The organism is Halorussus litoreus, from assembly GCF_003382685.1.
Taxonomy (GTDB): domain Archaea; phylum Halobacteriota; class Halobacteria; order Halobacteriales; family Haladaptataceae; genus Halorussus; species Halorussus litoreus.
Map to the genome: position 1 here is coordinate 1 of NZ_QLVG01000031.1, position 21,216 is coordinate 21,216.

22 protein-coding genes and 1 pseudogene are annotated in these 21,216 nt (G+C 63.5%); 8 read left to right on the top strand and 15 right to left on the bottom strand.

The window, feature by feature from the left end; translation table 11 throughout:
• The first annotated feature begins 75 nt into the window (after positions 1–75).
• On the top strand, positions 76–414 hold the full coding sequence (locus tag DPQ64_RS11010; protein ID WP_115864398.1) for a DUF7130 family rubredoxin-like protein: 339 nt from the start codon (positions 76–78) through the stop codon (positions 412–414).
• A gap of 61 nt (positions 415–475) precedes the next feature.
• Here the strand turns inward: DPQ64_RS11010 and DPQ64_RS11015 are convergent, their stop codons facing one another.
• Entirely contained in the window at positions 476–1,936 is a 1,461-nt protein-coding gene (locus DPQ64_RS11015) for a hypothetical protein (RefSeq protein ID WP_115864399.1), read from the bottom strand.
• A 163-nt stretch (positions 1,937–2,099) separates the two neighbouring features.
• Between DPQ64_RS11015 and DPQ64_RS11020 the strand changes: the two genes are divergently transcribed.
• Entirely contained in the window at positions 2,100–3,125 is a 1,026-nt protein-coding gene (locus DPQ64_RS11020; RefSeq protein WP_115864400.1) for a lysylphosphatidylglycerol synthase transmembrane domain-containing protein, read from the top strand.
• 192 nt (positions 3,126–3,317) lie between these two features.
• Here the strand turns inward: DPQ64_RS11020 and DPQ64_RS11025 are convergent.
• The 4 genes and pseudogenes from DPQ64_RS11025 to DPQ64_RS11040 form a co-directional block, all read right to left on the bottom strand.
• Positions 3,318–4,839: pseudogene (locus DPQ64_RS11025) on the bottom strand (sulfatase).
• 138 nt (positions 4,840–4,977) lie between these two features.
• Complete coding sequence (locus DPQ64_RS11030; RefSeq protein ID WP_115864401.1) at positions 4,978–5,334, bottom strand: NifU family protein; 357 nt, start codon at positions 5,332–5,334, stop codon at positions 4,978–4,980.
• A 105-nt stretch (positions 5,335–5,439) separates the two neighbouring features.
• Positions 5,440–5,763 (bottom strand): DUF7521 family protein, encoded by a 324-nt coding sequence (locus DPQ64_RS11035; RefSeq protein ID WP_115864402.1) that lies wholly within the window; start codon positions 5,761–5,763, stop codon positions 5,440–5,442.
• Between the two features lies 1 nt (position 5,764).
• A complete protein-coding gene (locus tag DPQ64_RS11040) occupies positions 5,765–6,109 on the bottom strand; it encodes an ArsR/SmtB family transcription factor (RefSeq protein WP_115864403.1) in 345 nt (114 codons plus the stop codon).
• A 102-nt stretch (positions 6,110–6,211) separates the two neighbouring features.
• Here DPQ64_RS11040 and DPQ64_RS11045 point away from each other — a divergent pair, with 102 nt between their 5' ends.
• Positions 6,212–6,595, top strand: coding sequence for a hypothetical protein (locus tag DPQ64_RS11045; protein WP_115864404.1), 384 nt, complete (start codon positions 6,212–6,214; stop codon positions 6,593–6,595).
• A 105-nt stretch (positions 6,596–6,700) separates the two neighbouring features.
• Here DPQ64_RS11045 and DPQ64_RS11050 read toward each other — a convergent pair whose 3' ends face one another.
• The 5 genes from DPQ64_RS11050 to DPQ64_RS11075 all read right to left on the bottom strand — a co-directional run bounded on the left by DPQ64_RS11050 (position 6,701) and on the right by DPQ64_RS11075 (position 11,294).
• Positions 6,701–7,435 carry a CBS domain-containing protein gene (locus DPQ64_RS11050; RefSeq protein ID WP_115864405.1) on the bottom strand — a complete coding sequence of 245 codons (735 nt, stop codon included), beginning with the start codon at positions 7,433–7,435 and terminating at the stop codon, positions 6,701–6,703.
• A 189-nt stretch (positions 7,436–7,624) separates the two neighbouring features.
• Positions 7,625–8,458 carry an isoprenoid biosynthesis enzyme family protein gene (locus tag DPQ64_RS11055; RefSeq protein ID WP_115864406.1) on the bottom strand — a complete coding sequence of 278 codons (834 nt, stop codon included), beginning with the start codon at positions 8,456–8,458 and terminating at the stop codon, positions 7,625–7,627.
• A gap of 5 nt (positions 8,459–8,463) precedes the next feature.
• On the bottom strand, positions 8,464–9,963 hold the full coding sequence (locus tag DPQ64_RS11060) for an MATE family efflux transporter (RefSeq protein ID WP_115864407.1): 1,500 nt from the start codon (positions 9,961–9,963) through the stop codon (positions 8,464–8,466).
• A gap of 267 nt (positions 9,964–10,230) precedes the next feature.
• A complete protein-coding gene (locus tag DPQ64_RS11070) occupies positions 10,231–10,839 on the bottom strand; it encodes a TetR/AcrR family transcriptional regulator (RefSeq protein WP_115864408.1) in 609 nt (202 codons plus the stop codon).
• Positions 10,836–11,294 (bottom strand): DUF7575 domain-containing protein, encoded by a 459-nt coding sequence (locus DPQ64_RS11075; protein ID WP_115864409.1) that lies wholly within the window; start codon positions 11,292–11,294, stop codon positions 10,836–10,838. Before DPQ64_RS11075 ends, DPQ64_RS11070 begins: the two co-directional genes overlap by 4 nt.
• A 260-nt stretch (positions 11,295–11,554) precedes the next feature.
• On the opposite strand from DPQ64_RS11075, the gene DPQ64_RS19930 reads away from it, so the two are divergent.
• On the top strand, positions 11,555–11,881 hold the full coding sequence (locus DPQ64_RS19930; protein ID WP_115864410.1) for a HalOD1 output domain-containing protein: 327 nt from the start codon (positions 11,555–11,557) through the stop codon (positions 11,879–11,881).
• Positions 11,882–12,299: 418 nt separating this feature from the next.
• On the opposite strand, the gene DPQ64_RS11085 is transcribed toward DPQ64_RS19930, so the two are convergent.
• The gene (locus DPQ64_RS11085) at positions 12,300–12,620 is read right to left on the bottom strand and encodes a DUF5783 family protein (protein ID WP_115864411.1); all 321 of its coding nucleotides are present in this window, start codon (positions 12,618–12,620) and stop codon (positions 12,300–12,302) included.
• A gap of 123 nt (positions 12,621–12,743) precedes the next feature.
• Entirely contained in the window at positions 12,744–13,199 is a 456-nt protein-coding gene (locus DPQ64_RS11090) for a pyridoxamine 5'-phosphate oxidase family protein (protein ID WP_115864412.1), read from the bottom strand.
• Between the two features lie 603 nt (positions 13,200–13,802).
• Here DPQ64_RS11090 and DPQ64_RS11095 point away from each other — a divergent pair.
• The 4 genes from DPQ64_RS11095 (at position 13,803) to DPQ64_RS11110 (ending at position 17,073) form a co-directional block, all read left to right on the top strand.
• Positions 13,803–14,744 (top strand): cation diffusion facilitator family transporter, encoded by a 942-nt coding sequence (locus tag DPQ64_RS11095; RefSeq protein WP_115864413.1) that lies wholly within the window; start codon positions 13,803–13,805, stop codon positions 14,742–14,744.
• A gap of 2 nt (positions 14,745–14,746) precedes the next feature.
• On the top strand, positions 14,747–15,121 hold the full coding sequence (locus DPQ64_RS11100; protein WP_115864414.1) for a SpoIIAA family protein: 375 nt from the start codon (positions 14,747–14,749) through the stop codon (positions 15,119–15,121).
• Between the two features lie 65 nt (positions 15,122–15,186).
• Entirely contained in the window at positions 15,187–15,600 is a 414-nt protein-coding gene (locus DPQ64_RS11105) for a SpoIIAA family protein (RefSeq protein ID WP_115864415.1), read from the top strand.
• Between the two features lie 6 nt (positions 15,601–15,606).
• A complete protein-coding gene (locus DPQ64_RS11110; RefSeq protein WP_115864416.1) occupies positions 15,607–17,073 on the top strand; it encodes an amidohydrolase family protein in 1,467 nt (488 codons plus the stop codon).
• Between the two features lie 305 nt (positions 17,074–17,378).
• On the opposite strand, the gene DPQ64_RS11115 is transcribed toward DPQ64_RS11110, so the two are convergent.
• The 3 genes from DPQ64_RS11115 to hemC form a co-directional block, all read right to left on the bottom strand.
• Positions 17,379–18,890, bottom strand: a complete 1,512-nt coding sequence (locus DPQ64_RS11115; protein ID WP_115864417.1) for a single-stranded-DNA-specific exonuclease RecJ — start codon at positions 18,888–18,890, stop codon at positions 17,379–17,381.
• 353 nt (positions 18,891–19,243) lie between these two features.
• Positions 19,244–20,002, bottom strand: coding sequence for a uroporphyrinogen-III synthase (locus tag DPQ64_RS11120; RefSeq protein ID WP_115864418.1), 759 nt, complete (start codon positions 20,000–20,002; stop codon positions 19,244–19,246).
• The gene (gene hemC, locus DPQ64_RS11125; RefSeq protein ID WP_115864419.1) at positions 19,995–21,155 is read right to left on the bottom strand and encodes a hydroxymethylbilane synthase; all 1,161 of its coding nucleotides are present in this window, start codon (positions 21,153–21,155) and stop codon (positions 19,995–19,997) included. Before hemC ends, DPQ64_RS11120 begins: the two co-directional genes overlap by 8 nt.
• Between the last annotated feature and the right edge of the window lie 61 nt (positions 21,156–21,216).

Below are 21,216 nucleotides of genomic sequence, written 5' to 3' on the forward strand. Positions count from 1 at the left end.
GGCGTCCACGGGCCGCGCGCAGCAAACGCTCGATTGGCGGGGAAGCTTATCAGGAATGCCGACGTAGGGAGTCCCATGAGTGGGCACGGCGAAACACCCGCCGAAGAGGGCGACCAGCAGGCCGAGGACGCGGTCACGCGACTCGACCTCGGGCAAACAGTGTACGACGAGAACGGCGACGAACTCGGCAAGATCCGGGGATTCGAGGAGGGCGGCTTCTTCGTGACGACCCGCGACGGCGTCGAGAGTCTGAGTGTCGAGCACGCCCGGTCGGGCCACGACTTCGGCGAGGCCGAACTGATGTGGCGCTGCACCAACTGCGGGGAGATGGGCGAGATCGACGACGGCATTCCCGACGAGTGTCCGAACTGCGGCGAACCGAAAGAGGCGCTGATGTACTGGACCGAGGACTAGCACGGCCACTCCCGGGCTCGGTGGAAGCCCGGGACGGCGTCCACGAGCGCCAGCCGCGGCCCTACTCGACGGTTCCGAGGGTGATCGCCAGTTCGCCGGACTCGTAGCGTCCGGCGTCGGCCTCGCTGGCGAACTGGCTGCGGGCCGCGCTCTCGCTGGTCGCGGGGATGAACGTCCAGACGACGGGACCGTCGGCGTCGGCGGGAATGGTCGCCGACACCGTCACCGTGCCCGACCCGCTCCCGGGCATCTCCGCTAGACCGTACAGGTCTCCGGAGGGGGTCCCGACCGCACCGTAGACGATGTTGCCTCCTGCCGCAGATATCTCCGCAGTAATCTCGCCGGTGACCGAAACGGTCTCGCCAGCGCGAACGTCGTCCGGGGCGTCGGTGACGGTGGCGGTCTGAAAGACATCTCCATCGTCATTCTCCCGGGCGATCTGGTCGGATCCGCTCGGCGTTTCGGTCTCCGTCTCGGTACCGGCGACGCTCCCGAGGTCGATTGCCAGTTCGCCGGACTCGTAGCGTCCGGCATCGGCCTCGCTGGCGAACTGGCTGCGGGCCGCGCTCTCGCTAGTCGCGGGGACGAACGTCCAGATGACGGGGCCGTCGGCGTCGGCGGGAATCGTCGCCGACACCGTCACCGTGCCCGACCCGCTGCCGGGCATTCGAGCGAGGCCGAACAGATCTCCGGTGGGGGTCCCGACCGCACCGTAGACGATGTTGCCTCCCGCCGCAGATATCTCCGCACTCACTTCTCCCGTCACGTTGACGGTCGTCCCGGCACGGACCTCGTCCGGAGCGTCGGTGACGGTGGCGGTTTGGAAGGTCCTCCCGTCGTCGTTCTCCCGGGTGATTCGGTCGGGGTCGCTCGGAGTCTCCGTCTCGGTTTCGGTCTCGCCTCCGGCGACGCTCCCGAGGGCGACTGCGAGTTCGCCGGACTCGTAGCGTCCGGCGTCGGCCTCGCTGGCGAACTGGCTGCGGGCCGCGCTCTCGCTGGTCGCGGGGATGAACGTCCAGACGACGGGGCCGTCGGCGTCGGCGGGAATCGTCGCCGACACCGTCACGGTGCCCGACCCGCTGCCGGACATCTCCGCCAGACCGTACAGGTCCCCGGACGGAGCGCCAATTGCACCGTAGACGATGTTGCCTCCTGCCGCAGATATCTCCGCGGTGATTTCGCCGGTGACAGAGATGGTCTCGCCAGCGCGAATCTCGTCCGGGGCGTCGGTGACGGTGGCGGTCTGGAAGACCTCCGCGTCGTCGTTCTCCCGGGCGATTCGGTCGGGGTCGCTCGGAGTCTCCGTCTCGGTTTCTGTTTCCGTTTCGGTCTCGGACGTCGTCCCGTCGACCTCCCGCTCCGTCTCGGCGGGCGTCGTCGCTTCGGTGTGCGTCTCCGTCTCGGTTGCTGGCGTGGACTCCGGCGACGTCGTGGTGTCGCCCGTCACTCCGTCGCCCGAACAGCCAGCGAGCGAGACCGCCGCTCCCGTCGTTAAAATCTTTAGCGCATTCCTCCGATTCATCTGTGCCTATATTACTCAATCTCCCCAAAAAGTTACCGTTCGACAGTTCTCCGCGAGCGACGCCGGGACCCCGAGCCCTCGTCGTCGCGTCTATACCTCTCCAGACGCCGGTTTCGGCCCGCGATTCCGACATACTGATTAGTACAGACGGCCACCTCCGCGTATGAACGGCGCGCAGTTGCGGACGACGATTCTCGGTTTTCTCGGGACGTTCGCGATCCTCGGGCTGCTCCTGTACTTCGTGGGCATCGAGGGCCTGGTCCGGGAGCTCCGCCGGGCCGACCCGGCCACGCTCGCGCTCGTGCTCGTCGTCACGCTCGGCTGGCTCGCGGCGTGGGGGTACGGCCTGCGGACCGTCCTCCACGTGCTCGGCGCCGACGTCTCGTTCGTCCAGTCGTTTTTCATCCTCAACGGCGCGATGTTCTCGAACAACATCACGCCCTTCGGGCAGGCGGGCGGCGAGCCGGTCACCGCGCTGCTCATCTCGAAGGTGGCCGACACCGAGTACGAGCGCGGGCTTGCCGCCATCGCGAGCGTGGACTCGCTCAACTTCGTGCCCTCCATCTCGCTCGCGCTGGCGGGCGCGGGGTTCTACGCGACCCAGACCTCGTTCGGCCGTCGGCTCCAATTCGCGACCGCGGTCATCGTCGGCCTCTCGGTCGCGGTTCCCGTCGTGGCGTTCGTCGGGTGGCGGAATCGCGTGAGACTTCGGCGGACCATCTCGAAGCTGCTCGCACCGGTCTTGCGCTTCGTCACGCGGATCGCGCCCGTAGACGTGGCACTCAGCCGCGAGACCATCGAGACGCGAGTCGCCGGGTTCTTCGACTCGATAGAACGCGTCGCGACCGACCGGCGGGGACTGACCCTCGCGCTCACGGCCTCGACGGCTGGCTGGATGTTCCAGATGGTCGCGCTCTGGCTCGCCTTCCTCGCCATCGGCTCGCCGGTGTCGTTCGCGGTCCTGCTGTTCGTGGTCCCGGTCGGCGCTATCGCCGGGGTCACCCCGCTGCCGGGCGGCGCGGGCGGCATCGAGGCGGTGCTGGTCGGGGTACTTATCAGCCTCCCGGGTGCCGGCGTCGAGAAGGCGACCGCCTTTGCCGCGGTCGCCATCTTCCGCGGTGCGATCTACTGGGTCCCAATCGTCATCGGTGGCGGGGTGATGAGCGTGGTCGGCGTTGATTCGGTGTGAGAAGTGGATAACGGCGGTCGTACTGTAGCGTTTTGACGCGAAGCGAGACTGGAGAATACGTCCTCGAAAGCCCTCGGTGCGCTCGCGGGCCTGCGGCCTGCGAGCACATCTCGCCCTTTCAGTCCACCAGGATGCGGTTGATTCACCGGGCGGTACTGGCGGATCCGACAGCTCCGCTAAAACAGCAGTTCCTCAGTCGATGTAGCCCAGATCCTGCAGCCGGTCCTTCGCGTCGTCGCTCATGTCGCCGAGCACGTCGTCGTCCTCGACCTCCTTCCACTCGCCGCCGACGTTCTCCTCGAACTCCGAGAGCGCGGCTTCGAGTTCGATCTCCTCGTCACTGCCCTCGCCGCGCGAGTCGTCGGTCTCGTCCGGGTCGTCGTCGAGGTGGTAGAACTCGTCGGTGATGCGCTCGTTGCGGACGTACTTGGCGTCGGGGCGGCGTGCGGCCCGCATCCGGGAGTAGAACCGGGAGTTCTCGTCCAGTTCGATGCCGGCGTCCGCGGCCTTCTGTTCGAGCTGCTTGAGTTCGACCACCGGTCGGTAGTATTCCACGAAGGCGAAGTCCCCGTCGCCCGGGTGACTCCCGGGCGACTTTTCCGAGGCGCTCCGCGCCTCGCTCTCCGCAAACTCCCGATAGTCCGCCGAGAGCAGCGACCGCGCTCGACTCGCGCGCCTCGACGCCGGCGTGGTCGAGCACCGTGTGATAGAGGTCGACGAGTTCGACCTGCTGGTCCTCTCGACGACCGGTCTCCATCTCGGGGTGTTTGACCAGCAGCGGGACGTTCACGAGGGGGTCGTAGATGCAGAACTCGTGGCCATACAGGCCGTGCTCGCCGTGGAGTTCGCCGTGGTCGGCGCAGACGACGACCATCGTGTCCTCCCACTCGCCGTTGTCCTTGAGCCACGAGAACAGCCGCTGGAGCTCGGCGTCGATGTGGCGGATCTCGGCGTCGTACAGCCCCTCGATGGCCTCCCACTCGTCGTCGTCGATGTCTCGGGCACCGCAGTTGTACTCCTTGGAGTTCTGGCAGACCTTCGTGGAATCGACGCCGGGCGCGAACTCCTGCTTGTACTCCTCCGGCGGGTGGTACGGCAGGTGGGCGTCCATCAGGTTGACGAACGCGAAGTAGCCGTCGTCGGCGTCGTCGATGAACTCCATCGTGCGGTCGATCACCTGCGGGGTCTTCGAGTCCGCGCCCTCGCCCGAGGCCGTGTACTCGTGGATCTTGTTGCCGACGCTTACGAGGTAGTCGGCGACCTTCCGGAGCGACTCGCTGTCGTTCATCGTCTTCCACGCCTTGGCCAGCGGGCCCGAGAGGAAGTCGCCGGGCATCACCTCGAAGAAGTTGTCCTGATCGTCGAAGCCGTCGGTGAGGTGGGTGTACGGCGTGATCCACGCGTTCGACGAGTAGCACGCGGTGTCGTAGCCCGCTCCCGAAAGCGTCTCGGCGAGCGTGGTCGCGCCTTCGAGGTACGGGTTCTCCTGACTCGCACCGTGTTCGCTGGGGTACATCCCCGTGAACAGTGAGGCGTGCACCGGGAGGGTCCACGGAGCGGGGGAGACCGCCTGCTCGAAGACGGCCGCCTCCTCGGCGAACCGCTCCAGTCCGGGCGTCGTCGGCCGGTCGTAGCCATAGACCGAGAGGTGGCTCTTGCGAACCGTGTCCATGACCACGAACACGACGTTCCCCGCGGCGTCGTCGTTGGTCATACAGGCTCGTCCAACCCGCGTCGGGATAAATACCGTGATGTTAGCCGGGTTCTACGGGAAGAATCGGAGCCTTTCGGCAGCGAAAGCCGGAGTTAGTCGGGCGGAAAAGCCGGAGTTAGCCGGCAGCGAAAATCGGGATTAGAAGGGTGCCTGCGGGCCTTCGTCGTCGTCGCCGTCGTCGCTGGTCTCGCCGGGGAACGACGGGCTCATGCCGCCGCCGCCGTGACCGCCGGCGTCCATGCCGGTGTCGGCGTGGACCGTCTCGATCTCGGGGATCTCCTTGACCATCCGGCTCTTGATGGCCTGGATTGTCATCGGCGAGATGCCACAGCCGCTGCACGCGCCGCCGAGCTGGATGCTGACCTCGCCCGTCTCGCGGTCGATGTTCTGGATGGCCGCGCTGCCGCCGTGCATCTGGATCTGGGGGAAGTTCCTGCGGAGGAAGTTGCTGACGCGCTCCTCCAGGTCGTCCCCGTCCTGAGTGTCCGTGCTCATGATTCCGGATTGGTGGCGTGCGGTCTTAGGCCTTGCCCCTTACACCTCCTCGGCGGAATCGGTCGCAGTCCTCACGCCGGCATCGGGGGCGCGAGTGACGGCCCGTCACGCCGGCATCCGGAGCGCGTACAGTATCGCGAGCAGTCCCGACACCTGACTCAGCTGCGACCCGACGACGACCGCAGCCACGGGGAGCACCGAGAGGACCCCGTAGAGGACGAACAGACAGAACGGGATGGCGAGCACCAGGACGAACCCGATTGCGATGAACAGCATCGGCCGACTCTCGTTGCGCTTGTACCCCCGGTACGCCTGATACGCGATGAACACGCCGATGACCACGCTCAGAATCTGCATCGCCTGCTGGAACGTGACGACCCAGTCCGGGAACGCCGCGGGCTGGGACAGCTGGAGGACGACTGGTCGCATCTCACATCCCCTCCACGAGCCGGGTGAACCGGTCCGCCGGGTCTTCGCGGCGTTTCACTTGTAGCTCTAATTGGCCCTCTCGAAGCGCAACCGTTATATGTTCGAGGTTTGTCGAATACATGGTTCTGTGGTGGCCGCCGTCCGGGTCGAGTTTCGTCCGCTCGACGAGCAGGTCGCACTCTCGAAGGTCGTCCAGCCGTCGATAGATCGTCGGTTCGGAAACGCCACAGCGCTCGCTCAGGGTGGTCGCCGACACGGGCTCTCGACTCGCTTCGGTGAGGATGGTCCGTGCTGTCGGGTCTTCCAGCACGGCCGCCAGACGTTCGATTTCGTCGTCCTCACTCACAGTACGCTTGTTTCCTCCCCGGCCATTTAAAGAGATTAGTGAAACTACAGCGTCTGAAGTCGTGCTCGACCGGTTATGGGACTCCCTCTCCTCGCTTCTCACATGGGAGCACACACCGATTCGACGTCGACCGACCGCACCAACCCCTACTCTTCGCTCGGCAAGTGGGTCCTCGTTCTCGCCAGCGTCGCGACAAGCGTAGCCGCGTACGCCCGACTTCCGGAGACGATTCGCATCCGTTGGACCGTCGGCACCTACCCGCAGTACGGCCCCGAGCACGCCCCGACGCTGCTCGTGCTCGCGGCGTTTCCGGCGGTCGTCGTCGCACTGGCACTCGGCGCGCGCTGGCTCCGGACCTTCCTCGACCGGACGGGCGAGTTCGAGGAGTTCGACGGCGAGTTCCGCGCCGTCTACGACGGCCTCGTTTTGCTCGGTCTCGTTCTCGTGGTGGGCGCCCAACTGCTGGTCGTCATTCTGAACCTCTGAGGCGGCCGTCTTGATCCGATTTGGTTGTGACCGAGACGCCCTCAGAGCTTGCCCAACTCTCGCACGAATTCGACCAGTTCGTGCGCCGACTCGATCTTTCAGGAGTCACACTGAGGAGAAGTACGACTGACCGAAGCGGAGCAGGTCCCGATCAAATTCGTCTGGGTCGTTGATTCGAAAGTGGAAGAGCCGATTTCGCATATCACCGATTTCACGCACTAACTCGCGAATCACATCCTGTTGGTCGTCGAAGAGCGATTCGAATTCCTCCCAGTGGATAGAGATGAATTGAGCATAGTGTGCGTAGCTACAATGTTCGACCGACGCCGGCGTTGGCAGTGGATGATCATCATCGAACGTCTCGGCCAACTGCTCCGACAACGAATCACCAAACACTCGTGTGAAAATCTCGCGCAACTGCATCTCGATCGATTCAATCAACAAAAACGGCTCGAGCATCTGTTTCAGCTGCGTTAGAAGATCGTAGTCCGTCAGAATACGCCACTCATCGTCTCGATTGACCACGATGTACGTGTACTCCGCGAGTGAATCGAATATCGCGAGAAGGTTCTCATCCTCGCTGATTGTGTGCGCATCTTCAACTGCTGCCCCGACCGATATCTTATCGAGTGTTTTGTGCCCGACCTCCAACTGGTGGAACGCAAGGAGTGTCCGGATGACTGACCGGTAGGTGACAATCCCGACTAATTCGCCATCCCGCTCAACGCCGATCTGCGTGTAGCTATCCTGAAACATCCGACGAAGCGCCGTTTCAAGCTCGAGATCGTATTCGACGGTCCGGAGTTGGTTTTCGATAGGTAAATCTGCGATTGTGTACATCAGTGTCTGGATATTTGAGGCGTAGACAACTATGCGTTTCCGTGTGTATCAGAACTACTGGTAAGTACGCAGACTCCCGCGAAGCCTCTCGTGTGGGCCGCTCTTGCTATCGGAAGTGGTCTATAGAGCCGTTACCCAGGGAATCTCGAATGCTGTCATGAGCACATAACGCTGTCAGGCATCCAGATGTCAATCGAGTGCGTCACCATCGGTGGCTGAGCCCACCTCGTCCTGTACCGTTGTTGTAGCTTCGGCAAACGCCCGCAGACGCGTCACGTCGACGGTCTCTGACAGGGTGTCGAGAACTCGGTTCGCGTGGTCTTGCCGCCGTTCGGCGAGCGCACGGAGCTGTTCTTGGTCGATCGCGGGTGGAACGACCGTTGCTTCGCTCGGATCCGCATCGAGAATGAGACGGATTTGTCGTACGACGCTGAGTTCGCGTCCGAGTCGCTCGAAGTGCCGGTGATTCGGCTCATCGAGACCAGCGAATGTCCCTCCAAGAATGGCAGCACCTTCACCGAGACTCCCTGCCGTCTCGTCGAGAAACACCGCTTTATCGTACTCGACCGACTTATCTGGCGTGTAGGCGCGGGCAAATGTTCCTGTGATCGTTTCGAGAACCGCCGTCAGTATCTCGAAACAGTCGCCCGAGCGAGAGTCGGGTACTGAGCGAAGTGACGAGAATGCGGCTGTGTAGAAATAATCCCCGGCAAGCAGCGCTGCTGTCGGCTCCAGTGTGAGCGAGTGCGCGTGTTTGTCGGTGAGCGTGACGAGCAATCGACTTCGGAGACGAACGGACTCCCTGAGTAGTTCGATAGCTGCGGCGGCAGGAAGGACGTCCTCGTAGTCTTTGTGCTCCGACAGTGAATCGTACACGCGAACCGCCAGTTGTCCGTACCATCTATCGCGGGGTTCCTGCAGTACATTACGGACAAGCGGGGGACCGACCTTGTCCGTGTCTCTGAGCTCTACCTCTATTTGATGCTCTATCTCTGAAGAGCCGATACGATCAAATTCACTCATGGGTTTCAGTCGTCACCTGTTGCTCTCTCAACACTCGTCTCATCACGGTCGACGTTCGATTCCGTGAGATTGCTCTCGCGCCACGTGCCGCGTCGGTACCACACGTACGCAATGAACGCCCCAAGGATGTTCGAGACGGCAAACGACAGCCAGATCCCACGCTCACCGAGCGGTCCGGAGGCAACCCACGCGATAGGGAACCGAATAATCCCGAGCATCAGCACGGAGATAGCTGCCGCGGTGATCGTCTTCCCAGCGCCTCGGAAACTGCCCGTGTAGGCCCGCATAATACCGATGAACCCGAAGGTCAACGCGACGTAGCGAAGGAACTCCGCGGTGATGTCGACCACTTCGGGGTCGGTCGTGAACACGTCGGCGATCGGTGCGGCGACGAAGAAGACGAGGATTCCCGCGACTGTGAGGATGCCGAAGAGTAATTTTGCCGCCAGTCCCGCCGTTTGTTCGACACGGTCCGGCTTGTCAGCACCCATGTTTTGGCCAGTCATCGTCTCTACCCCACGAGCGATTGCGATGGCGGGGAGGAAAATAACAGAGAACACTCGCGTACCGATGCCGTACGCCGCGACGACCGCGTCGGGGAAGAACGCGACGATGAACAGCAGCAGGTTCATCGACAGCGCTCGGCCCATCCCTTCAATCGACGCTGGGAATCCGATCCGAACGAGGCGCCCCAGATAGGAGAGGTCCGGAACCATATCTCGGATGTGGATCTGGACACCGCGCGTCCCACGGAACATGACTGCAAGGCCGACGACGAGCGCGAGCGCGCGGGAAAAGACCGTTGCGAGAGCTGCACCAGTAATACCGGAGCCGGTATAGCCGGTTATGGCGAAAAGCGTGGATTCGAGGCCACCGAGGCCGACCATCCCGAAAACCGGGTTGTTCTCGAACCCGAAGATAAGGAAGGGGTCGATGACGATGTTCACGACGACCGACCCGAACATCACCAGCATCGGGGTGATGGTATCCCCGTATCCCCGCATCAGCGCGATGAACACTGCAAAACCGAACATGAACAGCAGGCCAAGCGAGATGACCTCCATGTAACTCGTCGCCAGCGGAAGCACGGCCTCGGACGCACCCATCACTGCGAGGAAATTCTCGATGGCGAAATATCCGATGACGCCGAGGACCACCGACGCGATGACTGCGAACGTCACGGTTTGAGACGCCGCGTACTCGGCTTCACGCTCTTCGTCGGCACCGGTGAACTGGGCGACGAGAACGCTTCCTGCGACTGAAATCCCCATCCCCAGTGAGATGAGCAGGAACACCATCGGGAACGCGAAGCTGATTGCTGCGAGCGCATCCGTGCTGTACTGGCCCAGCCAGAACGTGTCCGCCAGATTGTACGCGGTCTGGAAGAGGTTCGTGACCACGATCGGCATCGAGAGGAAGAACAATGGCTTCGCGATTCCACCTGATGTGAGGTCGAAATCGTCCGGGCCCTTGAACAACGAACCAATACGGCTGAACAGGCCCATTACCGTCCGACCTCCGGTTGCTTGTCGACGAGCAGATGTCGTTCGATATCTCTTGTCATTGTGGCGTAGAGTCGATCAGAGGATTGGTTGCTGGCGAGCGATGGCGAGACGCCAGTGACTTCGACGACCATATCGACGAAACTGGCGGAGACGCAGAGGCGTATCGTCTTCGTCTATTCGGCAAACAGTAACCTGGCTGGCCCGGGTATCGTGCCGACACCCAAGATGGACCACGGCCGAAGCGCGACCCCGAGTTACCACGCCGACTCACGAGCGCCTCCTCAGTTCCGAGTCGATGTACGAGGCAAGCGAGACGCGTGCTGCCGCTGCGGCGCTTTTGCGGTCTGTCGTCGTGCGACCGTACATCGCGCCGTTGACTGTCGCTAAGATATGTTCCGCAACCCGCGAGGGGTCGACGTCACGGAACGCGCCCTCGTCGATGCCGCGTTCAATGATGCCTCGAATGGTGGCTGCCAGTCGCTCGTCGATTTGCGTGAATTGCTCGCGAAATACCTCGTTCGTTACGGCCTGTGACCGAAGGCCGACTAGTACCGCTTGGAGTTGCCGTTGCTCCGCGTCGGGCTGAAGTGGGAGGAGCTTCTCGGTGACATGCTCGAGATCTTCTGATGGTTCGTCGCCCGTCTCTGTATCGACCGTCTCTTCGAATCTATCGACAGCGAACTCCAGAAACGCAGCCAGAAGGTCGTCTTTTGTGTCGTAGTGATAGTAGATGGCGGCCTTCGATTTGTCGAGCTCGTTAGCTATTCGGGAGAGCGACAGGTCGGCGTAGCCGTGTTCGAGCAGTGCTCGATAGGTGGCCTCCATAATCTCTTCTTCGGCGGTGCTCCAGGTCGTTTCGGGTGAGTCGGTAGTCATCGTAGGTTCGAGTGGTTCTCGTCGAGTTGCTCCAGTTCGGTGACGTCCACGACATCGAACTCGGTCGTACACCAGTGGCAGAATCCGAGCTCAGGATCGAATGGCTTTCCACAGGCAGGACACGCTGGAGATTCATCAGCCTCTGTTGCGCCGACAGTACTGGTAGCTCGGGCTCCGTCGGTCTGCAATTTACTCTTCGCGATGAGGTACGCATCGAGAGCGCTGGCGGCACTGATGAGGACGATCAGCAGGATCGGGAGGGGGTCGGTGAGCGTCCCCGAACGAATCGCGGATATCGCTGATTCAGGGACGAACAAAACCGAAGCAGCGACCGTAACCCCCAGCCATCCCAGTGCCCGAAGCCAGCGCCGGAGATACAGGTGGCCGAGTCCGGTGACCGCCGTGCCCAAGAGCGCAGCGACCAGTGGGTTGTTTCGGAGCGAGGCCCGTACCATACCACTAACTGAACGTTCGGTAGGCATAAATCCTTCGCCCGACCCGTGGTGCCCTGTAATGAGAGAGAAATATCGGCTATTACTTGGAGTCCGGCAAATCGACGGCATTAGGGTTCTATTTGGGTATCTGGCCGGGTATGACTGGGAGTGCCACCCGGGACGAAGCGACTCCGCTCTCCAGGGCGATTTGAGGCGAAAGGTTGATACTAACCGAACGTTCAGTAAGCAATACAGCGCAAATCGAAGCGCCCCAACAAGCCATGACCGATGAATCCCGACCCGCTGACGAACCAACAGCACCGTTGCACGGCCGTTACCTCTCTCGCTGGGGTGATGAGACACCTCTCTACGAGGCTGTCACCGACGCCGTGTCGACCGTCACCGGCGATGCTCGCTCGGCAGTTGCTTCTCGATACGACCGGGCGCATGCGTTCGCGCTCAGTCAGCTGTTCGGCGGAGACGACGAACCATCGACGCCCTCGACTGGAGTTGTCAAGTTCCCAATCTCGGAGTGCGTTGTTTCGGTCCACAGTGATGGGCGACTCTCGGTCAGTCCCGCTGATCGTGGACGTAACGCGATTGACTAACGACACGCGTATCGAAGGGTTCATCGAGAATGTCAGATCCAGCACAGAATTGTCGGCTACGGTTGGTAGAACCGGTGCTCAGGATGTACGGCTAAGCCCAAACCCTGTCGGGCTAGCCCAGCGGAAAGTCCCTACTGAACCTTGAGAGTGGTTCTGCTTTCGATTTTCGCTTGGAAACGGACTCTAACGGCGGAGCCAGCTTTTCTGACTGGGTAAAACTGAGTTTGGCCCTCGACCAAGCTCGCTCTTCTCCGAATTTGGGGCGGTTCTCATGCACCTTCGCAACGACTGAATGCAGATTAGATATCGCGATAATTGATTTATCAACCTGGGCGGCTCCGTGACCGTGTCATTGACGGCCGGACTGCACGATTTCGTAAAATCCTCCGAAGCGACGAGAACAGGTGCTTCAGCGACGCTACCCGTCGAATCCAAAGATCCGCCGCAGTTCCGTCTCGATCTCCTCGACGTAGATGTCCAGCAACTGCTCGACCTTCTCGTCGGCGGCGACGACGCCTTGCAAGCGGTCGGTCGGATCTTCCGGCAGCTCCACGCGGAACTCTCCATCACCGTCGTAGAACGGCTCGCTCTCGTTCAGCACCTGCTGGTCGATGGCGTGGACGAGCTCCGAGTCGTACTGCTCGTTGACGCGCTCGAAAGCGTTCTTGTACGCGCGTTGGAGCTCGTTGAAGTAGTGAACGTACTTGTCCTCGAACTTCTCGGGGTCGAAGTCGGCCATGCCCCGACGTTGGGCGAGCGCGGACAAAAGTCGGGCGGTGCGCGACGGCCTGCTTCGTACCTGCCCGCCTGCCCGCCTGCCCCGCCCGGGACTTCCGGCCAACTGGGGTAGGCCCGCCGGTGGTCACGTCCCGCTTGGGACGTACGACTGGTCGCGCGCGACCACTGTCTCCGGGTCGACCCGGACGAGCGCCATCCGGTCGTCCCACGTCGCCGGGTCGGGGAAGCGGCTCTGGTCCCACTGCTCCTCGTCGGGGCCGAGATACCGGTGGAGGAGCCGCTTCGCGCGGGCGGGGTCGTGGGGTTCGACGGTCGCGCGCCCGCGCGCGCCGACGTGTTGGACTGTCCCCGTCGACGCGTCGAAGTCGACGACGGCGAGCGCGACGCTCGGATTCCGCCGGATTCGGTCGGGGTACGTCTTCTCGGTGTCCGCGACGATCCAGAACGCGTCGTTCTCCCAGAGGAACCACAGCGGCGAGACGCGCGGTTCGCCGTCGTCGGTCGTCGCGAGGAAGCAGAACAGTGGTCGCGCGAGGAAGTCGTCCAGGTCCGTATCGAGGGTGTCTTCGACGAGTTTCATGCCCGAACCGACTGACTCGCCGGAAATGAACGTGTCGGGTGCTCTCACCCCCTCAAGCGCTCGCTTCGAAGACAGCGGTATTTGGCGTAACTCTCGCCATAAATCACATTCTGCTATAGGAATTCTCTCCCTCTCGGCGTGCGCACAGTTTCGGAAAGTAGGAGGCTACCAATCGCTTGATTTCCACCTCTAACGGCTCAAACCTATCTTCTCGTGACTGTTCGCCGCGTATTATACTTGAACTGATACCTGATGGGGACAAGATGAGTCGGTCACACCTACGACAAATATCTTAGAATTTGTCGCACCCGAGTCGCCGTCGACGCCGACTCGGACAATCCCAGGTCGGGCAACGACTCTGATCTACAGGAGCAGTACGCTGAAGGACTGTATGGGAAGGGTCGCGAGTACCTGCTATGCAGGGTCACGGAAGGAAACTTCTCTCTGAATGGCGCTTCCTGCCGTCTGAACCGATCCATCCCTCCGCGTGTACTACCGGGGCGAATTAATAACTCAAACCAATTTAATTGTTAATCATTTTCTAACTTATGTGCATTATTAGCAGTTATTTTAATAAATATGGCGGCCCCATATCGAGGTACGATGAGCGAACACGAGTCGCCGCACGCTCACGACGGTTCGCACGACGGGCATAGCCACGGACATGGTGGCTCGTCCACCAGCAGTCGCAAGCTTGCCGCTGTCTCCGTCATCAACCTCCTCGGCTTCGTCGCCGAACTCGCCGGCGGCCTGCTGTTCGGATCGGTCGCACTGCTCAGCGACGCCTTCCACATGCTGTTCGACGCGCTCGCGTACGTGATGGCGTTCGCTGCCGCGTACGTGGCCGACCACTACGGCGACGGCGACAGGTGGTCGTACGGCCTCCACCGACTGGAGCCGACGGCAGCGTTTCTCAACGGCGTCCTGTTGTTGCCGATGGTCGGGTTCATCCTCTGGGAGTCCTACCAACGATTCCTCAACCCTATCGAGATCGGAACGGGGCCGACGTTGGCAATCGCGTTCGGTGGGCTGCTCATCAACGTTGGGTCGGTGTACGTCCTGCAGGGCGGGGAGATGAGCCTCAACGAGCGGGGCGCGTTCTACCACCTACTCGGCGACGCCGGCGGCTCGGTCGCCGTCATCGTCTCGACGGTCGTGATCGAAGTGACCGGCATCCGAATCGTCGATCCCATCACGGCTGCCCTCATTGCCGTCGTGGTGACGTGGTCGGCCCTGAAGGTGCTGCGCGGGAGCGGCGCTATCTTCTTCCACCGGACGCCGTTCGATACCGACGAAATCCGAACGCACCTCCTCGGTATCGAGGGCGTCGAGGCTGTCGACGACCTGCACGCGTGGCAGATCTGCAGCCAGATCACCGTGGCCACCACGCACGTCGAGACCGCCGTGGACACGATGGCGGAGGCCGAGGACGTGACGCGGCGCGTCCACGAGGAACTTGCCCACCACGGCGTCGACCACGCCACCGTCGAACTCTGTCCGGCGTACGACGACCGCAGCACCCACCTCAACGACCACGCCCACTAACGATGATGCGAATCAGGGAGATCGACGAGAACATCGTTTATACCGAACTCACGACCGATGCGAGTGCCGCGGACTTGGAACAGTCCTACGAGCGGTTGATGGACGTCGCTGAAGAACACGACACGGTTCACGTCTACGAACGCGTCCGACTCTCCGGTACGGATTACCTTTCGATGCACACGAAGGCTTCGGGCGACCTCAAGCACGGAGATGTTGGTGATCTGGGGCGAGTCGTCGCCGTCGGAGGAGGGGTCTGGATGAAGCTCTTCATGACGCTCTGGAAGATTCCAGTGTGGCCGCTGTCTCCCGACGAGATTCGGCACCTCCCACCAGAACAGAGGGAAGAAGCAGAGGAGTGGATCAGGTCTAACGGGTAGGAAACATACTCATGACCACCAATTCTGACACCGAGTTCACGGCTACGGGACGGACGAGTTCCTCCATGTTCGAGATTCTTGAGGCGACCCGCGACGACGTCGTCGCAGTTCGGATGGGGCACGGCACGCCCGCCGGGTATCGGGAGTTCTACGACCTCCTCGTCGAGAAGACCGACGAGTACGGGACGGTACACGTCTACGAGGAGACGACGGGGTGGACGCTGGCGACGTATCTCTCGCACCTGCACGGCATCGTCCCCGACTTGCGAACCGGGCCGAAATTCGACATCGGCCGGTATGCCGCGGTCGGTGATTCCCGCTGGGCGAAGCTCCTCTATCACCAGTGGCGGGCCATCGCCCCCGTCTGGCCGGTCGCCCCGGACGAGATGCGCTACTACGAGCTGTCGAATCGTACCCGTGCCCTCGACTGGGTGACGGCGAGCAATGCCAACCCTGATAAGAAAACATCTAATAGTTGAACAACAATGGACGCTGACATCGCGATTCACGACGCATACGTGTTCACGGTCGACGACAGCAATCGACTCTACGAACGAGGAACGGTACTCATCGAGGATGGTCGCATCACCGAGGTGCGAGCGTCTCGGGACGACGATGCGGACATCACGGCCGACCGCATTATCGACGGTGAGGGCAAGCTCGTGATGCCGGGGCTGGTCAACGCTCACACCCACCTCGAACTGACGCCGCTCATCGGCGCGTTCAGCGACCTCGACCTGATGGAGATGATGAGCGGGATGACCGCTATTTTCGGGCACATCGCCGAGGGCGAATACGGCTACCTCACCGAGGCGGGGTACGAACTCGCCGCGCTCAACTTCCTCGCCGGCGGCGTCACCACCGTCAACTCGATGGACGTTCGCCCGAGCTCAGGCGCAGAGACGTTCGGCGAGGCGGGCCTCCGCGGGTTCTTCGGGATGGCACTCTCCGACCTCTTCTGGGACGTGCCTGTCGATGAGCAGTTCGAACGCGCCCGTGGATTCATCGACGAGTACCACGACACCTACGACGGCCGCATCCGGGCGACGATCAACCCCCACGACGACTGGTCGTGTACCCGCGAGATGTGGGAGCGAACCGCCGACCTCGCCACCGAGTACCCCGATATGCTCGTCCACACGCACCTGCTCGAACTCGGAGCGAGTAACACGATGGCGCGGTCGAATGGCGCCGCGGACTCGCTCGACCTCCTCGACGACGTCGGCCTCCTCGACGACCGGTTGGTGGCCGCCCACTTCCGCCTCGCCGACGACGAGGACATCCAGCGGACTGCCGACGCGGACGCGTCGGTCGCGCACTGTCCGTCCATCTTCTGCTACTGGAACACGGACGGCGACGTACAGTGGACGCCCGTACCGGAACTCCGAGAGGCAGGCGTCGACGTCGGCCTCGGAATCGACGACCACTACTGGCACGACTCCTACAACCTGTTCGGCGAGGCGCGACAGGCACGGCTCGCGGCCAATCTCAAGCGGTCGACCGGTCAGTACGACTCGATGGAGTTGGTGCGGATGCTCACTATTGAGGGCGCAGAAGCCCTCGGTGTTGGCGACGAGATCGGCAGCATCGAGTCCGGCAAGCGGGCCGATGTCATCTTGCTCGACGTCGAGAAGCCCAAGTTCACACCCCTGACCAATATCCCGGCGCATGTCGCCAACAACGCGGCGCCGAGCGATGTGGAGACAGTCATCGTCGACGGCGACGTGCTGATGGAGGATGGCGAGATCGAGACGATGGATGCCGACGATGTGCGCGAGCGGGCCGAATCCGCGGTCGACCGCTTCGCGTCGGAGACCGACTGGGAAGTCGGAATCGGTGGAAGTGAGCCGCCGAGCAATATTGATGTCGCTCGCGACCTGCCAAAGCGTGGCCCCGCCCAGTTGCTCGGGCGGCTTGCCTTCCAGTCGGTCAAGGACAAATACCTGTTCTAAGATAAGTCGGTGGGGTCACCCCGGAAACAATCACAACCGATGCACAGATTCTGACATTCGCAACTACAGTCTTCCTCTCGGTTCCGTCGGGCGCCTCGCCATCGTCGGTCTGGCGGCCGTTTCCGCCGGAAAACTGCAGTTTTCCGGCGGAAACGGCCGTTCTCGCCGACGAGCGCGTCGCTGGCACCGAACTGGTCGAGCCGCACCGCTGTTGGCTGTGTCCCTGACTGCTGAGCCTCTGATCGGTACGTCCCGATTGCTGGACTCCAATCGAGAGTCTGAACGCGGCCAAGAACTACGAGAAGTCACGCCAACTGCTCGCCCACGAGTTCATCGGCGAGAGCCACGAATTCCTCCTCGGTACCTGCTGGTACCGTCGCGCCCGCGGCAACGTCGTGACCGCCGCCGTCGCCGCCGACCGCGCGGGAGGCCTCCCGCATCACCGTCGAGAGGTCGAGGCCGCGTCGCGTGAGCGAGGGCGTCCCGCGCGAGGAGACCTTCACCTCCGCCGCTTCGTCGCCCTCGTCGCCGTCGATGTCCTCGTCTCCGTTGCTATCGTCGGTCTTCTCGGCGAACGCGAGGATGGGCGTCCCGCGGTCGACGCCGTCCGCACCCATCGCCATGCCGGCGACGATGCCGACGATGGTCTCTCGGATGCGGTCGCCGGCGTGGAACCACTGGACGTGCTCTTCCTTCGTGACGCCCTCGGATTCGACCATCTCGATGCCCTGCGAGAGATTTCGGCGGTGGTTCTGGAGCAGTTCTCTGGCGCGGTCGAGCGCCTCCCCGCGGTCGCCGAGACAGACGGCGAGGCCGACGTCGGCGCGCTCGTAGCGCGCGGTGGCGTTCAGCAGGGTGGAGAACTCGCTCACGTCCCGAAGCTCGGTCCCCTCGATCTCGTCGGCGAGCACGTAGGTCGTCCCGAACAGGCTGTCGATGCGGTCGGCCCTGACCTTCTTCTCGATGGCTCGCTGGGCGAGTGCCTCGAACACCGTCTGGCGCTCGTCGTCGGTCAGGTCGACCCAGCACCGCCACTCGCCCTCGTCCTTGAGCTCCACGTCGAGGCCGTCGAGGAACCGGAGCGCGCCGTTCTCGTCGTTCGTGATCCCGGGGATGTCGACGTCGCTGGAGTACTCCAGCAGCTTGTGGAGCGGTCGAGTCTGGGTGCCGTACAGCGCGAGATCGACCGTCTCCTCGATCGCGCCCGCCGCGACGCCCTCGTCGACGATGGACTGGTTCGCGCCGACGAGTTCCCCGTCGGTGGTCTGCATGTCGCCGACCGCGCCGACCACCGCGAGCGCCGCGAGGTCGCGGTTGTCTCCCTTTTCTGGTTCGAGTGCGCGCGCGAGGACGTACGCCGCGCCCGCGCCCGAGAGTTCCGAGGAGCCGTCGATGCCCTCCAGCAGCGGGTTGAGGTGGAACTGGGTGTCGGCGTAGCCGTCCACTTCCCGGACGACGGCCGGGTCGCAGTCCTCGGGGTCGGCCGGCTGGTGGTGGTCGGCCACGACCGGCGTGAAGTCGCCCGCGGCCGCGTGCCGGCTGATAATGTCGAGCTGGCCGCTCCCGAAGTCGGTGAACAGCACCGTGTCGTACTCGCCGGCGGCGATGGCGGCGACCTCCTCGGCGTCGAGCTGCTTGCTGAACACCGTCTCGAAGGGGATGCCCGCGCGTTCGAGCGCCTGGGAGGCGATTCCCGCGCTCGTCAACCCGTCGGCGTCGATGTGCGAGGCGAGCAGCACCGCCTCGGCCTCGCGGAGTCGGTCGGCGCACGTCGCAGCGCGCTCTGCGAGGTCGGGGACCGGACCAGCGGAAGCCATTCGGGCAGGGGTTAGTCGTTATCGTTTATAAACCTCTGTACTCGGCGGTTGGACGCAAGGTGGTCGTCGTTCGTCGAGCAGCCGACTGCTGTCGCGTGGTGGAATATTGCTCTAGCACGTGCTGGTTTGTCCGTTTATCCTGCGTACGCTTGCCTTTCTTGCCACCCGGCGCGTGCTGGCGCGGCGTCTCGGCGAGCGTCGCGAGCCGAGGCTCGTGGGAACTGTGCTCCCACGGCGCATTCATGCGCCGCGCGCATTGCTCGCGCGCGCCGAGCCTAAAATAGAGATAGCTCGTGCTGTAGATAACGGGACCTCACCCCCGAGCCTTGAGAAAACCGTCTCTACCCTCTGAATCACTCGTGATACGTCGGCGCGGCGTCCTCCACCACGGCAGTCGCCAGCTTCTCGAAGTCCGCAACCGCTGGCACCACGTCCACCGAGATACCCTCGCTCTCGGCCGTCTCGCGGGTCGGCTCGCCGATGGCCCCGACGACCGCCTCGTTCAGCCCCGCGATGGCGTCCTCGCGGACCCCGCGCTCCTCGGCGGCGTCGAGAAAGTGAGACACCGTCAGCGAGGATGTAAACAGCGCGGCGTCGAGGTCGCCTTCGGCCGCGAGCGCCGCGGAGTCGCCCGAGCCCTCGGGCCGGGCCAATTGATATAGCACTGTTTCGTTTACGTCCGCGCCCGCCGCCGCGAGCCCCTCGGTGAGAACCTCGCTCCCGTGGTCGCTCCGGGCGACCTCGACTCGCCTCCCCTCGACCTCGCCTTCGAGCGCTTCGACCAGCCCGGTCGAGGTGAACTCCTCGGGTACGATGTCCACGCTGTAGCCCGCCTCGCGGAGCACCTCGGCCGTACTCTCCCCGATGGCGCACACCGTCGCCTCGCCTCCGGAATCGTCGGTGGGCTCCCAGCCGGCCGCTGCGGCTAACTCGACGCCGGTCTTGCTCGTCAGCACGACGTACTCGCCCTCGCCGGGCGTCTCGCCCGTGGGTCGGACTTCGAGCATCGGGTCCGCGACAGGGTCGGCACCGAGCGAGGCGAGCAGTTCGATTGCGTCGGCGAGCCGTTCGTCGTCCGGGCGGAAGACGGCCACGCGCACGTCCCTACTCATCGCGGTCGCCCTCCTCGTCCTCCCGTTTGCCCTCCGTAGGCGGCTCGTCGGCCGTCGCGGCCGCGATGAGGTCGGCCGCGCCGCGATCGGCCAGATCCGCGGCGAACGACTTCGCGGCTGCGGCGTGGTTCTCGACCGGCAGATCCCGGCTGGCCTCGACGATTTCTGTGCCGTCCTGTGAGAACACCTGCACGTCGACGTGGACGTTCTCCCCTTGGATCAGCGCGTGCGCGCCGATGGGCGCGACGCAGCCGCCGCCCAGTTCCGCGAGGATGGTTCGCTCGACCGTGGTCTCGACCCGCGTTCTGGGGTGGTCGAGCACCGCGTGGAGGTCCTCGGCCGTGCCGCCGTCGAGCGCGGTCACCGCGAGCGCTCCCTGTCCCGGCGCGGGCACGAACTCGCTGGCGGGCAGTTCGGCGTAGTCGAGGTGGTGGGCCAGTCCGCTACGTTCGAGCCCCGCCTGCGCGAGGACGATGGCGTCGAACTCGGTGTCGACCTCGCGTTCGAGCGCGCGGCGTTCGACCTCCGCGAGGTCGCTGAACCACTCCTCGACGGTCCGGTCGAACCTCCCTTCGTACTCCTTCTTGTGGCCCTTTTGGGCCATCGCCTTGTCGGACTGCTTCTCCTTCTTGGCCTCGGTGCGCTCCTCGTGCTCGCGCTGGAGCGCGGGCGCGAGCAGCTTCTCGGCGCGAGTGTCGACGTTCCCCCGCAGGGGCTCGACGGTCAGGTCCGGCCGGTGGTGGAGCAGTTGGGCCTGCCGCCGCAGACTGGCCGTCCCCACCGTCGCGCCCTCCGGCAGGTCGTCGAACTCTGTGCCGTCGGGGGTCACCAGCACGTCGTTGGCGCTGGCGCGCTCGGGGATGGCCGCGACGACGAGTTCGTCCGGCCCTTCGGTCGGCATGTCCTTCATCGAGTGGACCGCGCCGTCGAGCTCCCCGTCCAGCACCTTCTCGTCGAGGCTCCGGACGAACGCCCCGGTCTTGCCGAGCCGGTGGATGAGTTCGTCCCGGATCTCGTCGCCCGTCGTCTCGACCTCCACGAGTTCGACCGCGCACCGCCGGTCCTCCAGCGCGGCCTTCACTTCGGCCGCCTGCCGGAGCGCCAGATCCGAACCTCGGGTGGCGAGCCGCATCTCCGTGCCTCGTTTGCTCATGCGTGACGGTCGGCGGCCGAGGTTGAAACACTTGTTCGTTCTCGCGGGAGGCCAGCGGCCG